This is a genomic window from Algoriphagus zhangzhouensis, from assembly GCF_900148515.1.
Lineage (GTDB): Bacteria > Bacteroidota > Bacteroidia > Cytophagales > Cyclobacteriaceae > Algoriphagus > Algoriphagus zhangzhouensis.
This window is the reverse complement of record NZ_FRXN01000001.1, coordinates 126,723-141,163: the sequence shown is the minus strand read 5'-3', so window position 1 is coordinate 141,163 and position 14,441 is coordinate 126,723. Positions and strand designations below refer to the sequence as shown.

Genomic DNA, 14,441 nt, shown 5'->3' with positions numbered 1-14,441 from the left:
CCCCTTTTTTATTTTCTTCTTCCTGGAACATACCTCTCCTCTGCCCTAGCCTCTACATCCTCACGATAGTAGGCTACATCCTTAAAGTTAGCATCTGCATACCGTTGAGCTTGATCCAAGAAATGAGGAGAATCTGGATGTCCGCTTTCTCCTCCTGCCAACATACTTTTTGCTTTCACCTTCTCTCCGAACTCTACCACTGCCACAAAGCTATTTCCAGAGCTCCCATACAATCTTTTAGTTCCTTCCTTGGTACTCGCTCCATAAGAAGCCAATGCACCCCAACGTCCAGAAGCCAAGCCAATTGGAATGTAAGGTTGATCATCATCATATTTTAAGTTAATATCACCAGTCAACCTCTGGAATCTATTGATCTCTCCCCAAGGTGTATTCCAGGTCCCAAAGTCTTCATTCATTTTATTCAAAGTGAATTCCAATACCTCTACCATTCTTTTTTGATAGGAAGGGTCAGCAAACTCTGGCAATGTTTCTACCTCCACCAATCGATTCAAGTTTCTAAACTCACTTTGGTAATTCATGGCATAAAAATGAGCCAAACTCATGGCTACAGACTCCTTAGATGTTTGAAAGTTCCAATCTTTCAACACTGCCAATGCTGGTTCGACTTGCTCAGAACCACCTTGCTCTTCAACTGCCTCCACTAATGCCGGAATGAGACGCTCAAAAGCCGGAATCGTGGGATCGTATGCCAATTTGATAAAGCTGTCCAGATTTAAATTACTGGCTTTTTCAAGAACGCTGACGGCGTGAATTCCTCGGAAATTCTCCGCATCCGGAGCCATGTAAACTGGGTAATCTTCTCTTTTTGGACTAAAATCCCCTGCTGCCGTAAATGGTGTGGAATTACAGTTCTGTATCCAACCAGTCCCGGGATTTAAAACGGTTATCGTTTCATCCACCTCATGCAAACCCTTCCAGTCGGTTGCAGGATCAAAACCATCTACAGGCATGGAATAATCAAGATTAGGATCTCTTTTGGGGATAAAATTCCCATGGAAGTAGGCAATATTGCCTTCAGAATCCGCAAAAACGGTATTGTTTGAAGAGTTAGTTCGAATGTCCATCATCTTTCTGAACTCTTGATAATTGGCCAATTTGGTTCTGGAAAAACTCTGAATCAAGGCATTAACAGGATCCCAATTAATTTTAGTTGCCACCCAATAATCATCCAATTGATGGGTGATCGGGCCATGATGAGTTCGATAAAAAGTGAATTCCTTTTCCTTCAACTCCTCACCCTCTTTATACTTCAAACTGATTGTTTGACTTTGAACCTCTCGCTGTTCATCTCCATACTTGTATTGGAAACCATCAGCTGTTTCATTCACTTCTTCTTTGAATTCATCGATAAAATCCACCCGAGTAGAGGTGTGAATCCAACCTGTATTTTCATTGAATCCCTGATATACGAAAAACTGTCCCCAGGTCACTGCCCCGTAAGCATTTAAACCTTCTTCCGATACGACATGAACCTCTGGTCTAAAATAAAATGAAGTATGGGGATTGATCAAAAGCATCGCATTCCCAGATTCTGTCATTTCACCTGAAACTGCAATTCCATTCGACCCTTTGGGCTCTTCATAAGGGTCTGGATGCACCAATCCATCTCCATATTCAGAATAAGCCAATGCCTTTTGCTCCTCATAAAAAGCCTGAATTCTACGAGTTGAGATTTGCTCTATGTCCCCTCCAATTGAGCCTTCGAAAAAGTACATCGTCAACCAAGGTTCATAGGTCTTGATCACTTGAGCCTCCACTTCAGGATGTTGGTTCAAATAGAAGTTAATTCCATCAGCAAATGCTACACAAAGCTCCTTCAACCAATCTGGAGCAGTTTCATAGGCAGCTTTTGCTTCGGCCTCTGTCATATATAGATTAGCTCGCAAATCAGAGAAAATAGCTTCCTCCCCTTCTAACTCTGCCAGCCTTCCAGATGCCCAAACATAATTTCTCTCTACTCTTCTGAAATCATCTTCACATTGTGCGAATAAGAGTCCAAATACGGCATCAGCATCTGTTTTACCATAAATATGGGGAACTCCAAAATCGTCCCTAATGATCTCAACATCATAGGTTTTACCGTTCCACTCAAGGGCATTGGAAGTAGAAACTGGTTCACACGAACTAGCTAAAACTAGGGAAACCAGAAACATTAAGATGAAATTCTTTCTCATAAAATAGGGTGATAGAATTCTTGAATTTAATTCATTCCAAAATCAATTTTCAACAAACTTGATTAGCGGTGATCATGGTAAAAATTTGCAGGTAATTTCCTTCTTACTGCTTGGATAAAATCCTCCTCAATCCCTTCACTCTCCTCATATGATCGCGCAATCCGTTCGATCTGTTTGACATTACTAGCTCCGATCACAAGCGATCCAACAGCTCTTTGACTCAATCCAAATCGGATCAACAAAGCCTCTGGTGAAAATTCGAAGGAGTTAAAAAAATCCTGAACAGATTTAACTTTAGCAGCATCGTAGCCCAAATAATCACGGGAATCCTTATTGATCAGCAATCCTTTTGCAAAAGCTCCTCGAACCAATACTTTGGTCTCACTTTGTTCCAAAACTGGAAAAACCACCTCTTCAGGCCTTCTATCCAAGGGATTGTATTGCATCATGATGGTAGCTGGAGGATTCATTTCCATCACTTTGCGAATGACATTGGGACGAATAGAAGAAATTCCAAAGGCTAAAATTTTACCTTGATTCTTAAGAATTTCAAAAGCCTCCAGTGTTTCTTCCCAAGGATCATCGATGGTCCCTCCATGCAACTGGTACAAATCAATTCGATCGGTACCCAACCTTTTCAGGCTTTTTTCAACAGCTTCTAGGATATATTCCTTTTTTGGATTCCAATCCCAACCACTTCCATCTGCTCTCATTTGATTCCCAACTTTGGTGGCAAGGGTGATTTCATTTCTCTTACCTTTGATAGCCTCACCTACCATTTCTTCATTCAAGCCATTTTGGTACAAATCCGCCGTATCCAGCAAATTAATTCCATGTGAAATAGCAGAATGGATAATGGCCTGAGATGTTAATTTTTCCTGAGGAAGAGACATACAACCCAGCGAAATTTCTGGGATTTTAACGTCCGTATTAGTTAGTGGAATTGTATTCATTTGTTTTTCAACAGGTTATAAATCGGGTTTTTTAGTTTCAAGAATCAGGTGATTTTTTACACTTAATTCATCCAAGAAACTACTGCTTTCCTTCTTTAATCCCTATTTTTGGGGGGCTTAAAACCTATTACTATGAAAAAAATCGCTGTTTTTACTTCTGGGGGAGACAGCCCCGGAATGAACGCCTGCGTAAGGTCAGTCGTAAGAACTGCCATCTATAAAGGACTGGATGTTTACGGAATTTATCATGGTTACGAGGGCATGATCGATGGCAACATCAAGCGCCTTCAATCCGGATCTGTTTCCAACATAGTTCAACGTGGCGGAACCATTCTAAAATCTGCAAGATCTCAAGAATTCAGAACCCCTGAAGGAAGAAAAAAAGCCTATGAAAACCTTGTCAAGCATGGGATCGAAGGCATCGTAGCCATTGGTGGTGACGGTACTTTTACAGGGGCGAAGATATTCTTTGAAGAGTACGGAATTCCAACTGTAGGATGTCCTGGCACCATTGACAATGATATCTATGGAACTGATTATACCATTGGCTTTGATACGGCTGTCAATACGGCTTTGGAAGCCATTGACAAAATCCGAGATACTGCCGCAGCCCATGACAGAATCTTCTTTATAGAAGTGATGGGAAGAGATGCAGGGTTTATCGCTGTTGAATCTGCCATTGGAGGTGGAGCTGAATTTGTGATGGTTCCTGAAACCAAAACTGATTTGGACGCGGTAGTCAAGTCTTTGAAAAACCTTCGCAAAACCAAAACTTCAAGCATTATCGTAGTCGCTGAAGGTGATGAAGAAGGAAATGCCGAAGAAATCATGGCAAAAGTGAAGTCAAAAATCAAAGACAACACCAAAGAGTTTAAAGTAACTACACTAGGACATATCCAAAGAGGAGGAAGTCCGACTGCCAGGGATCGAGTTTTGGCAAGTAGATGTGGAATGGCAGCAGTAGAAGGATTAATTGCAGGAAAAGTAAATTGCATGGCAGGAATCATGAATCAGGAAGTGGTCTACACTCCATTCAGCGACTGCATTGGCAAAACCAAACAATTGATCCCTGATCAACTGAAATTGATTGATATTCTAAGTATTTAATATGGGCTATATCCCTTTATTTCTAACAGTAGGAGGCGCATGCCTCCTATTCTTTCTTACAGTAAAAAATTCACTCCAAAAGAAGCTAAACCTTCAAAAGGAGTTGACTGCTCAATTAACCATGGCTTTTCCGGAAATGGGAATTACCGGTTTTGAAAATTTGGATACCGAATCGATTTTCGAAAATCTAAAAGCATCTGGGCAAAAAAAATCCAAGGTTGAGGAAGCTTTAAAATTACTTCGCCAATTGAAAATCAACCGACTTCAGTACAACCAACTGATTAAAAAAGCCCCTTACAATTGGGTGGCTAAAATGAGTGGTTTTCAGGAAATCTGATTTTCAATAAAAGCAATGATTTCATCCTCTTGATCCGGGTGAAACCAATAGATTTTTTCATCTCTTCTAAACCATGTCAATTGTCTTTTGGCGTATCGCCTAGAATTTCTTTTGAGAAGACGGATAGCCTCTTCCCTATCATATTTGCCTTCCAGCGCTCCAAAAATCTCCTGATATCCCACCGTTTGAAGGGAGTTGAGATGTCTCTTATCAAATAAACTTTCGGCTTCCTCAAAGAGTCCAGCCTCAACCATCTGGTCCATTCGAAGATCTATCCGTGAATACAATTCATCACGATCCCGATTTAGGCCTATTTTGATGGTTTCGAAAGGTCTTTCAATTTTACTTTTCACTCGAAATGAGCTAAAGGTTTTCCCGGTTCCTCTACATACTTCCAAAGCTCTCATCAGGCGCTGTGGATTCTGCTGATCAACTATTTCAAAATATTCCGGGTCCAGTCTTTTCACTTCATTTTGGAGGAATTTCAATCCTTTTTCCTGATACTCTTTGATCACCTCTTCTCTGATTCCTGCAGGAATCTCAGGCATCTCATCCATCCCTTCGGTGACTGCGTCTGCGAAAAGTCCAGAACCTCCAGTCATGATCACCACTTTATGCTTTTGGAACAATTGGTCCAACAATTCCAAGGCATCCTCTTCGAATGATTTCACATCATAATTTTCCTCAATCGAATGAGAATTGATCATATGGTGAGGAACTTGGTTTAACTCTTCCCTTGTTGGTTTGGCAGTACCCAAATTCATTTCGCGATAAAACTGTCTACTATCGCAGGATATAATTTCTGTATCGAATTTTTTGGCTAGATTTAAACATAGGTTAGTTTTTCCAACCGCAGTTGGGCCTACCACCAAAATCAAAATAGGTTTTTCAGAAATGTCCATAAGGCAAACTTGGGGCAAAATTGTTATTAAAGTATGAAAAGCAAAAACATTTTAATTGTTGATGACAATGATCTCAACAGGAAGCTTTTCGAAAATTTGGTCGGTCAGATCTGGTCTTACCAAACTGCTACCGATGGTTTAGAAGCGATACAAAAAGTAAAAGAAGATAAATTTGACTTGATCCTGATGGATATTCAGATGCCGAAATTGGATGGGATTTCTGCTTTAAAGCAAATCAGAGCAAGTGAATTGGCTACCTGCCCAATCATTGCAGTGACAGCTTTTGCAGATGAATCTGATCGAGCAGCCTTTCTGGACCAAGGTTTTGATGAATTCATTACCAAACCCATCAGGCCAAGGGAGTTCTTAGAAAAAATCCAGAAATTTTTGGATATAAGCCAAGAAAAGGACTCGAAATCTCCTGATAAAATGAATGTAAAAGATGTCATTCTAGACATAGATGTATTTCAACAACTTGGCAAATACAACAATCCTCAGATGATCAAAAAAGTATATTTAGATTTCATAGAGGAATCAATGGGGATTTTGGAACAAATCCCAAAAGAATTAGAAAACAACAATTTTAATAAAGTAGCCGAGTTCCTTCATATTCTGAAAGGAAATTCAGGAACATTAGGTGTCAACAGAGTTTTTATTGAAGCCCAAAAGGCTGAACTTTTGGCAAAAGAGGAAGACAAATCAAATCTATTGTCTCAGCATGAAAAAATCCAAAAGGAAATCGAGTCATTTCTAAATTATTTAAACGAAGCAACTATTTTTGAATCATGAATGAACCCAAAAAAATATTGGTTGGCGAAGACAGTTCTGTAATCATCAATTTGACTAAAAACGTCTTGGCATTTGAAAATTACAAAATGACAGCAGCCAGAAATGGTCAGCAAGTTTTGGATTTATTGGCCAAGGAAGACTTTGATCTGATCTTGATGGATATTAGCATGCCTGTCCTTGATGGAATCGCATGCACGAAAGCTATCAGAAACCTGCCAGATGAAAAGAAATCCTCTCTTCCAATCATAGCCATTTCTGGAAATATTCTAAACATGACACATGATGAATTCCGAAAGGCTGGTTTTGATGATTTTATTCAAAAACCACTTGATTATGACCAGGTGTTGGCCACAGTCAAAAAATTCCTGAGCTAATCATGGCTATCAAATTCACAAAGCATTTTTTGGACAAATTGGAAAACCTTTTTGCAGCGTCGGAATATGTACTTCGCTATGAAAAAGGGAACTTCAAGTCCGGCTATTGTGTATTGAAAGAAACCAAAATTGTTATCGTCAACAAATACTTTCCCCTAGAAGGAAAAATCAATGCCCTAATCGATATACTTGGCGAATTGCAATTGAACCCGCAGGATTTTAAAGAAAAATCAGCACAGGATTTCTTGAAAGAACTGCAACAAACTCAATTAAAATTTTGAAAATCAAATTCTTAGGAACCGGAACTTCCCAAGGAGTACCAGTCATTGGATGCCAATGTGAGGTCTGCAGATCCTTGGATTATCGGGACAAAAGATACCGATCTTCAATCTACTTGGAAATAGATGGTGTTCATCTGGTGATCGATACCGGACCTGATTTCAGGTCCCAGATGCTTGCACAAAACATCTCCAGACTTGATGCTGTCTTGTTTACCCACGAGCACAAAGACCATACAGCCGGATTAGATGATATCCGCCCCTTTAATTTTTCTCAGCAAAAAGACATGCCTGTCTTTGGAAGAGAACAAGTTTTGGATCAAATCAAAAGAGAGTTTTCATACATTTTCTCAAGCCAAAAGTACCCTGGTGTTCCACAGGTAGAACCCATAGAAATCACAGAATCTCCTTTCACTTTTGAAGGAATTACCATCACTCCCATTCCTGTTTCGCATTATAAGCTACCGGTTTTTGGATTTAGAATTGGAGATTTCACTTATATCACTGACGCCAATCAAATCCCTGAAAGTTCAATTCAATTGATTCGTGGATCAGAAACAATCGTCTTGAATGCCCTGCAAAAAACTCCTCATATCTCCCACTTCACCCTAGAGGAGGCAATTGAGATGGCTGAACAATTAGGCGCGAAAAACACCTATCTAACCCATATTTCACACAAGTTGGGACTTCATGCTGAAGTGGAAAAAGAACTTCCTGAAGGAATCCACCTAGCTTATGACGGCTTGGAGTTATCTTTGCCTTAATGCACCTTAATTTTCATTTCCTACAGTACCTCTGCCCTGTTCTCAGTTCCGAATTTCAGGGAAAAACTATCACCGAATGCTTTTCTCAAAGTAAGGATGAACTGGTCATTCATACCTCGGATGAAAATGATGAAAGATTCATTAGGGCTCATTTTTTACCTCCTCAGATTTATTATTCCTTTCCCAGCCAGTTTAGTCGGGCTAAAAGGAATTCGATCAATCTCTTCCCAGAAATCATAGGAGAAACCATTCATTCTTGTCAGGTATTGCAATTTGAGAGGGCTTTCTACTTCGAAATGGTGTCTGGCGGAATCCTCCTTTTCAAGCTTCATGGAAATCGAAGCAATGTCATTTGGTATCCTGATGGTGAAGAAACCCCAGAAAAGATATTTAGAAATGAGTTCCAAGAAGACAAAGCCCTCAATTGGAAGGATCTAGAAAAGAAATTAGACCTTAGTAAGGAATCATTTGAAGCTCTTGATGGAAACGCTTCTAAGTATCTGCCTACTCTAGGAAAAGTACCTAGAGAATGGCTGAAAAATCAAGGTTATATAGATGCGACTTTGTCTGAAAAATGGGAATTGATGCAGGACTTAGTCGACATGTTATCTACTCCTCTCTTTTCTATTGCAGAAAAAGATGGAGATGTATTCTTGAGCCTCCTTCCTGAACAAAACACCATAAAGACTTTTTCCGACCCAATAGAAGCAATCAATGAGCTTTTCTACAAAGCAATGGTTGTCGGAAACTTTGAAAAGGAGAAAAAGCAGCTTTTGAAAAAATATGGGGATGAGCTGAAAAAAACCGAAAACTACATCACCAAGTCCAGGCAGAAGCTAGAGGACTTGCAAAACGCCCAACCTCCCTCCCAAATCGCGGATGTAATCATGGCCAATTTGCATCAGTTCAATTCTTCCAAACTGGAATACGAATTGGATAATTTTTACACTGGCCAAATCTTAAAAGTCAGCTTAAAACCGAATCAAAAGGCAACAGAACTGGCAGAAAATCTTTATCGAAAAAACAAAAATCGTCAGATTGAAGTCGATCAAATAAGCCAGGCAATCCAATCCAAAGAAAACAAGCAATTGGAATTGGAGGAAAAAATTTTGGAACTAGAATCCATGGATGGATTTCGGGATCTCAAGGATTTCAAAAAAAATCACAAAGAGGACAAGGCTTTGCAAAAGGAGCAAATCAATCTTCCATTCCGACAGTTTGAGCTTCAGGGCTTTTCTATTTGGGTAGGGAAATCCGCCAAAGACAATGATGAAATGCTTCGTCATTATATCCATAAAGATGACTTATGGCTCCACGCCAGACAGGTTGCTGGATCACACGTGGTGATCAGAAATAAAGGAAAAGCGAGTATCCCCAATTTTGTATTGGAAAGAGCCGCCTCATTGGCTGCTTTTTATTCCAAACTCAAGTCTGATAGCTTGGCTCCAGTGATTTACACCGAGGCCAAATTTGTTAGAAAAGTAAAAGGATTGGCTCCCGGAGCGGTGATGGTAGACAAGGAAAAAGTCATTCAGGTCCCGCCGCAAGGGCCATCTGAAGACATCATCTCCTAATTATTGGTTGATCCAGTTTTTGAATTCGGTCACCCTTTCCCGGGCTACCACCACCATTTCCTCAAATTTTGAATTCATTGAAAGGGCCAATCTTCCATTGACATAAGGTTTGATTTCGATGAGACTTTCTAAATTAATGATCATCGAGCGATTGATTCTGTAAAAATGAAAAGGGTCCAGCAAATCATTTTCCAGCTCATTGAGGCTGTGATTGAGGATGTATTTATTAGATGAGCCATTTTCCATTAAATAAGTAATCCCGTCTTCGGTAAAGAAAAAAGCAATTTCCTGAGTCGGAATAAATACGTACTTCTTCCCTATTTTAGTTAAAAATCGCTTTCTGAAAGATTTGGGCTTTTCTTCATTCCATCTATTTTCTTTCCTAAATTTGGAAGCCAGCATCGAATTGATTTTTCTGGTCTTTTCAAAAGCCTGAATGATCCTATTTTCATTGGCTGGCAAAACGATGAAGTCCAAGCAAAAAAACTGAGTAGCCTGATACGCATATTCGGTTGAATGGGCTAAAAAAATTATCGGAGTAGCAATGCTATCCCTTTTCAAAACATCAAAAACAAAGGGCTCTGAATCAGAGACTTGACAAAAGATCAAGTCAAATTGGTCAAAATTGGGGCTTGAATCTTCGAGGAATTGCAAAGGAGATAAAGCTAAAAAGCAGGAATTCGGAAATTCGGTCAATCTCAATGCGTTTCTAACCAAATTTTGACTTACTGAATCACAGCCTACTAGAAGAATATTCATCGATTATTTGGGTTAAAAATTGTGGAAACTGGGGCACTTTTAGAACTGGGTCAATTGAAAAATGTTTAAAAAAAAAGGGGTAGAAACCTCTACCCCTCGATGTGCCTGTCTGAAATTAATATTAAAGAGTCGGTAATAAGACCCCGTCAATCACATGCACAACGCCGTTCTCGATTGCCACATCTGCAGCTACGACATTATAGGTATTCCCCATGGCATCGGTCACGGTTACTCCAGATCCAGATTTGGTAACGGTCAATTCTTCTCCTGCCAAAGTTGGAACCATTTGAGTTCCTTCAACTAAGTCAAATGAAAATGCAGCAGCAGGAACTACATGAAATCCAAGAGTCTTTTGAACACCATCTAGACCAATCATATTAACCAATTCCTCCAAAGAACCCGCTCCCAGATCAGTTAACAAATTCATAAAAGCCTGATCGGTTGGAGCAAAAACAGTCATTTCCTCTGCATCCAATAAAGTCTGTCCCAAACCGGCTGCGGTAACTGCCTGAATCAAAATATTCAAATTTGCAGCTGTTGCGGCTTCAACCACATTTGGCAGAGAAAACTCTGGAAGTAGAACTCCATCAATCACGTGAACTACCCCATTTTCGATGGCCACATCGGCAACTACTACTTGGGCTGAATTTCCCCACGCATCAGTCACCATCACTCCTGAACTACTAGCCATCACTGTCAGATCTTGTCCAGCTAAAGTGGTAAATGTATTCGTTGCTTCTAAATCTGTAGAGAATGCTACAGCAGGAACGACGTGGAATCCAAGTATAGTTTGTAGGTTTTCAATTCCACCTATTTTGGTTACCAGTTGGTCTAAATTGTCAGCATCATATGCTTCCAATGCTGCAGCAAACGCATCATTGGTCGGAGCGAAAACGGTCATGGCTTCAGCTCCCAAAAGCGCATTTCCTAATCCTGCTGCAGTCACGGCATCTATTAGGGTGGTCAAACCTGCAGCCTGAGCAGCTTCTACAACATTTGGAAGCATCAAATCAGGAAGCATCATTCCGTTAAGAACATGTACGACACCATTAGCGATTTCAATATCAGCCGCTACCACTTGAGCCGTTCTACCCCATTGATCAATTACCGTCACAGTTCCACCTGAAACTTCTACCATTATTTCTTGACCAGAAAGCGTTGTAAACGTATTACTTGCATTCAAATCCCCCGAAAATGCCACCGCAGGAACGACATGAAATCCTAAAACCTTCTCCAGATTTTCAACTCCTCCTATTTTCACTACCAGCTCATCTAAGCTTGAGGCATTAAAATCATTCAAGGCTGCAGCAAACGCTTCATTGGTTGGTGCAAATACTGTAATCTGGTCGGCCGACAATAGGCTTTCAGCTAACCCATCCACGGCTGTAACCGCTGTGATAAGTGTTGTTAAATTATATTTTGTCGCTGCTTCTACTAAAGTCGGAGCAGGTAACTCGATTGATGGAATCAATACCTGATCAATCACATGAACCACTCCATTTTCAATTTTCACATCTGCTTGGATGACACGGGAAGTATTTCCTGCATAATCAGTGATAGTAACTCCTTGCGAAGACTTTTCAATCTTTAAAGCTTGCCCAGCAAGTGTATTTACATAATTGATATCCTGAAGATTTCGTGAGAAAATCTTGGAAGGAACGACATGAAATCCCAAAACAGTCTGCACATTCATAGCTCCTCCCACCTTTTCAACCAATCCATTTAAATCTGTCGCTCCAAATTCTTGAAGTGCATTAGCAAATGCATCATTAGTTGGAGCAAACACTGTAATTTGATCTTGATCCTGAAGAGTTGCTTCAAGACCCGGAATGGATCTAACCGCGGTCACCAAAGTAGTCAATCCGGCATCTTCAGCCGCTTCCATTAAGGTTGGATAAGGAATCGGACCTTGATAGTCCTCATCATCACAGGAAAGGATCGAGAGAAAAATCGACCCCAAAAAGAAGTACTTAAATAATTTTGTCATAGCTACATTAGTTGTTTCTAGAACAACCGCTCTATTTACTTGAACCTGAAAAAATCTTCCTTGAACTGTTTGATTACCTAGCTCAATTGAAGTTTTAAAGGGATGAGCCGAAAAACAAAAAAGGCTGAAACCCTTAAGGAATCAGCCTTTCACTTGAATAATTATGGTCTATTCCACCATGTGGATTTTCAACATATTCGTTCTTCCTTTTGCTTTCAACGGCATGCTAGCAGTATTGATGATCAAATCGCCAGAGCTTACATGTCCATCATTTTGAAGAGTCTTTTCGATATCTACAAAAGTAGCGTCAGTGGAAACCTGATTTTCATAGAAATAAGCTTTCACACCCCAAACCAAAGACATCTGAGTAATCAATGATCTATTTCTTGTGAAAATAAATACACCAGCTGAAGGTCTGTGAGAAGCAATTTTGAAAGCAGTAAAGCCGGAAGAAGTGATTCCTACGATTGCTTTTGCACTGACATTTCTTGAAAGTCTAGAAGCCATCAAAATCAAATTGCTGCTCAAGAAAGTCGGATCTTCTTCAGGAATTTTATACAAATTGTGGTAGATATCTGCATTCTGCTCCAAATAGCTGATAATGCTGCTCATTGCCTTCACTGCATTCACAGGGTATTTTCCTGAAGCTGTTTCTGCAGAAAGCATCACTGCATCCGCACCATCCAATACTGCATTACCCACGTCATTGGTCTCTGCACGAGTAGGACGAGGATTAGTAATCATACTTTCCATCATCTGAGTGGCAATGATCACTGGTTTGCTAGCTAGTTTACACTTTGCAACCATTTTCTTTTGCCAAAGTGGAACGATTTCCATTGGAACTTCCACACCCAAATCACCACGAGCTACCATGATTGCATCTGTAGCTTCGATGATGGCATCAATATTTTCTAAAGCTTCAGGCTTTTCAATCTTAGCAACAATCTTACAATGCTTTCCAGCTTTTTGGATTCTTTCTCTCAAGTCAACGATATCCTCAGCAGAACGCACAAAAGAAAGTGCAATCCAATCTACATCTTGGCTCAAGCCAAAAGCTAAATCTTCAATGTCTTTTTCAGTCAATGATGGAGCAGATACTTTGGTATTTGGAAGGTTGATACCTTTTCTTGATTTCAAAATTCCACCGTGAATTACGGTACAGTTAACGTTCTTTCCATCAGTATCATTAACTACCACTTCCAAGTTTCCATCATCAATCAAAATACGATCTCCAGGAACTACATCATTTGGAAGATTTTGGTAAACAGTGCTCACCAAAGAACTTGTCCCTATTACCGGATCATTGGTGATGGTGATAGGTTCTCCAGGCTTGATTTCAACTCCGTTGTTTTCAACTTCTCCAACGCGGATTTTAGGACCTTGCAAATCTTGAAGAATCCCCAAATTCCAATTCATCTCTGCATTTACTTTGCGGATGATTTCAATATTGGCTTGGTGAACATCATGGGATCCATGAGAAAAATTCAATCTAAATACATTAGCGCCGGCCAAGGCAAGACTTTTGATCGTCTCATAATTATTAGATGCAGGGCCTATGGTCGCAAGTATCTTGGTTTTGTTAATATGACTCATTGATTTTTAATAAGTTAACAGGTTCTCTTTAGATTTAAGTTTGCTGACGTCCAATTTCATCACGTTCTGAATAAAAGGAATTTTCGCCAGTTCGTTTACAAATGTATTAATACTTATTTGAAAGGTTTGGTCTTGTACCAAAAGGAAATAATCCATGGACTTCAGCTCAGGGATGAGATAAGACACCTGGTTGTTGGTGTTTAGGGCTTTGTTTTTGAGCAATTGAACATATCCATGCGGTAAAGAAAGGAAATATTGACTAATTTTCAGTTGTGGATCCGAAAGAAACTCAATTTCTAAGTCCTCCCATTTAATGAGGTCCAGGTCCAATTGCCGATTGATCAACCAGGCCATCTTATAGTCCCTCACAGGGGACACAAGGCCCAATACATCAAAATCATACGTATGTTCAATCTGTAATTTTACCTTCTTCATGGAGGAAGAAAATGGAGCTAAACAAAGTTAGAAAATTAAATTCTACACAAAGAAAAGGCAATTTGCTTAAAAATTTACTTGAATCATTTCTTTGTCAATTAGCTTATAAATATATTTCTTTGCGGAGTGTTATTAACTAAACTGATCACAAAATGTCTGAAATTGCACAAAAAGTAAAAGCCATCATCGTTGACAAACTGGGCGTTGAAGAATCTGAAGTGACTATGGAAGCTAGCTTCACCAATGACTTGGGAGCTGACTCTCTTGACACTGTAGAACTAATCATGGAATTCGAAAAAGAATTCAACATCTCTATCCCAGATGATCAGGCTGAGCAAATCGGCACGGTGGGACAGGCTGTTTCCTACCTTGAGGCTAACGTAAAATAATAACC

General features: G+C 39.8%; 15 protein-coding genes. 8 read left to right on the top strand and 7 right to left on the bottom strand.

Annotation, left to right across the window (positions count from 1 at the left end; translation table 11 throughout):
- Nucleotides 1–8 precede the first annotated feature (8 nt).
- Entirely contained in the window at nt 9–2,195 is a 2,187-nt protein-coding gene (locus tag BUF13_RS00545) for a penicillin acylase family protein (RefSeq protein WP_073569807.1), read from the bottom strand.
- A 62-nt stretch (nt 2,196–2,257) separates the two neighbouring features.
- On the bottom strand, nt 2,258–3,148 hold the full coding sequence (locus BUF13_RS00540; RefSeq protein WP_073569806.1) for an aldo/keto reductase: 891 nt from the start codon (nt 3,146–3,148) through the stop codon (nt 2,258–2,260).
- Between the two features lie 132 nt (nt 3,149–3,280).
- Between BUF13_RS00540 and pfkA the strand changes: the two genes are divergently transcribed.
- Nucleotides 3,281–4,255: a 6-phosphofructokinase gene (gene pfkA, locus BUF13_RS00535; protein WP_073569805.1), complete on the top strand. Its 975-nt coding sequence runs from the start codon at nt 3,281–3,283 to the stop codon at nt 4,253–4,255.
- Nucleotide 4,256: 1 nt separating this feature from the next.
- Complete coding sequence (locus BUF13_RS00530) at nt 4,257–4,592, top strand: hypothetical protein (RefSeq protein WP_073569804.1); 336 nt, start codon at nt 4,257–4,259, stop codon at nt 4,590–4,592.
- On the opposite strand, the gene miaA is transcribed toward BUF13_RS00530, so the two are convergent.
- Nucleotides 4,580–5,494, bottom strand: coding sequence for a tRNA (adenosine(37)-N6)-dimethylallyltransferase MiaA (miaA, locus tag BUF13_RS00525; RefSeq protein ID WP_073569803.1), 915 nt, complete (start codon nt 5,492–5,494; stop codon nt 4,580–4,582). The two genes, BUF13_RS00530 and miaA, sit on opposite strands and share 13 nt — an antisense overlap.
- A 33-nt stretch (nt 5,495–5,527) precedes the next feature.
- On the opposite strand from miaA, the gene BUF13_RS00520 reads away from it, so the two are divergent.
- Genes BUF13_RS00520 through BUF13_RS00500 form a run of 5 tightly spaced genes read left to right on the top strand, consistent with a single transcriptional unit; the run spans nt 5,528 to nt 9,273 of the window.
- Nucleotides 5,528–6,283 carry a response regulator gene (locus BUF13_RS00520; RefSeq protein WP_073569802.1) on the top strand — a complete coding sequence of 252 codons (756 nt, stop codon included), beginning with the start codon at nt 5,528–5,530 and terminating at the stop codon, nt 6,281–6,283.
- A complete protein-coding gene (locus tag BUF13_RS00515; RefSeq protein ID WP_073569801.1) occupies nt 6,280–6,657 on the top strand; it encodes a response regulator in 378 nt (125 codons plus the stop codon). Before BUF13_RS00520 ends, BUF13_RS00515 begins: the two co-directional genes overlap by 4 nt.
- Nucleotides 6,658–6,659: 2 nt before the next feature.
- Entirely contained in the window at nt 6,660–6,938 is a 279-nt protein-coding gene (locus tag BUF13_RS00510) for a hypothetical protein (protein WP_073569800.1), read from the top strand.
- Complete coding sequence (locus BUF13_RS00505) at nt 6,935–7,699, top strand: MBL fold metallo-hydrolase (protein WP_073569799.1); 765 nt, start codon at nt 6,935–6,937, stop codon at nt 7,697–7,699. Before BUF13_RS00510 ends, BUF13_RS00505 begins: the two co-directional genes overlap by 4 nt.
- A complete protein-coding gene (locus BUF13_RS00500; protein ID WP_073569798.1) occupies nt 7,699–9,273 on the top strand; it encodes an NFACT RNA binding domain-containing protein in 1,575 nt (524 codons plus the stop codon). Before BUF13_RS00505 ends, BUF13_RS00500 begins: the two co-directional genes overlap by 1 nt.
- Here BUF13_RS00500 and BUF13_RS00495 read toward each other — a convergent pair whose 3' ends face one another.
- The 4 genes from BUF13_RS00495 to BUF13_RS00480 form a co-directional block, all read right to left on the bottom strand.
- Nucleotides 9,274–10,032: a response regulator transcription factor gene (locus BUF13_RS00495; RefSeq protein WP_073569797.1), complete on the bottom strand. Its 759-nt coding sequence runs from the start codon at nt 10,030–10,032 to the stop codon at nt 9,274–9,276.
- 121 nt (nt 10,033–10,153) lie between these two features.
- Nucleotides 10,154–12,019: a fasciclin domain-containing protein gene (locus BUF13_RS00490; RefSeq protein ID WP_073569796.1), complete on the bottom strand. Its 1,866-nt coding sequence runs from the start codon at nt 12,017–12,019 to the stop codon at nt 10,154–10,156.
- Nucleotides 12,020–12,187: 168 nt separating this feature from the next.
- Entirely contained in the window at nt 12,188–13,612 is a 1,425-nt protein-coding gene (gene pyk, locus BUF13_RS00485; protein ID WP_073569795.1) for a pyruvate kinase, read from the bottom strand.
- Between the two features lie 6 nt (nt 13,613–13,618).
- A complete protein-coding gene (locus tag BUF13_RS00480; RefSeq protein WP_073569794.1) occupies nt 13,619–14,047 on the bottom strand; it encodes an IPExxxVDY family protein in 429 nt (142 codons plus the stop codon).
- A gap of 152 nt (nt 14,048–14,199) precedes the next feature.
- On the opposite strand from BUF13_RS00480, the gene BUF13_RS00475 reads away from it, so the two are divergent.
- A complete protein-coding gene (locus tag BUF13_RS00475) occupies nt 14,200–14,436 on the top strand; it encodes an acyl carrier protein (RefSeq protein WP_024282156.1) in 237 nt (78 codons plus the stop codon).
- The last annotated feature ends 5 nt before the right edge of the window (nt 14,437–14,441 follow it).

Bases quoted from the DNA above. Each gene is read 5' to 3' on its own strand.
- miaA (WP_073569803.1), bottom strand. From the start codon at position 5,494: ATGGACATTTCTGAAAAACCTATTTTGATTTTGGTGGTAGGCCCAACT.
- pyk (WP_073569795.1), bottom strand. From the start codon at position 13,612: ATGAGTCATATTAACAAAACCAAGATACTTGCGACCATAGGCCCTGCA.
- BUF13_RS00540 (WP_073569806.1), bottom strand. From the start codon at position 3,148: ATGAATACAATTCCACTAACTAATACGGACGTTAAAATCCCAGAAATT.
- BUF13_RS00530 (WP_073569804.1), top strand. From the start codon at position 4,257: ATGGGCTATATCCCTTTATTTCTAACAGTAGGAGGCGCATGCCTCCTA.
- BUF13_RS00510 (WP_073569800.1), top strand. From the start codon at position 6,660: ATGGCTATCAAATTCACAAAGCATTTTTTGGACAAATTGGAAAACCTT.
- BUF13_RS00480 (WP_073569794.1), bottom strand. From the start codon at position 14,047: ATGAAGAAGGTAAAATTACAGATTGAACATACGTATGATTTTGATGTA.
- BUF13_RS00515 (WP_073569801.1), top strand. From the start codon at position 6,280: ATGAATGAACCCAAAAAAATATTGGTTGGCGAAGACAGTTCTGTAATC.
- pfkA (WP_073569805.1), top strand. From the start codon at position 3,281: ATGAAAAAAATCGCTGTTTTTACTTCTGGGGGAGACAGCCCCGGAATG.
- BUF13_RS00475 (WP_024282156.1), top strand. From the start codon at position 14,200: ATGTCTGAAATTGCACAAAAAGTAAAAGCCATCATCGTTGACAAACTG.
- BUF13_RS00490 (WP_073569796.1), bottom strand. From the start codon at position 12,019: ATGACAAAATTATTTAAGTACTTCTTTTTGGGGTCGATTTTTCTCTCG.
- BUF13_RS00545 (WP_073569807.1), bottom strand. From the start codon at position 2,195: ATGAGAAAGAATTTCATCTTAATGTTTCTGGTTTCCCTAGTTTTAGCT.
- BUF13_RS00500 (WP_073569798.1), top strand. From the start codon at position 7,699: ATGCACCTTAATTTTCATTTCCTACAGTACCTCTGCCCTGTTCTCAGT.
- BUF13_RS00495 (WP_073569797.1), bottom strand. From the start codon at position 10,032: ATGAATATTCTTCTAGTAGGCTGTGATTCAGTAAGTCAAAATTTGGTT.
- BUF13_RS00520 (WP_073569802.1), top strand. From the start codon at position 5,528: ATGAAAAGCAAAAACATTTTAATTGTTGATGACAATGATCTCAACAGG.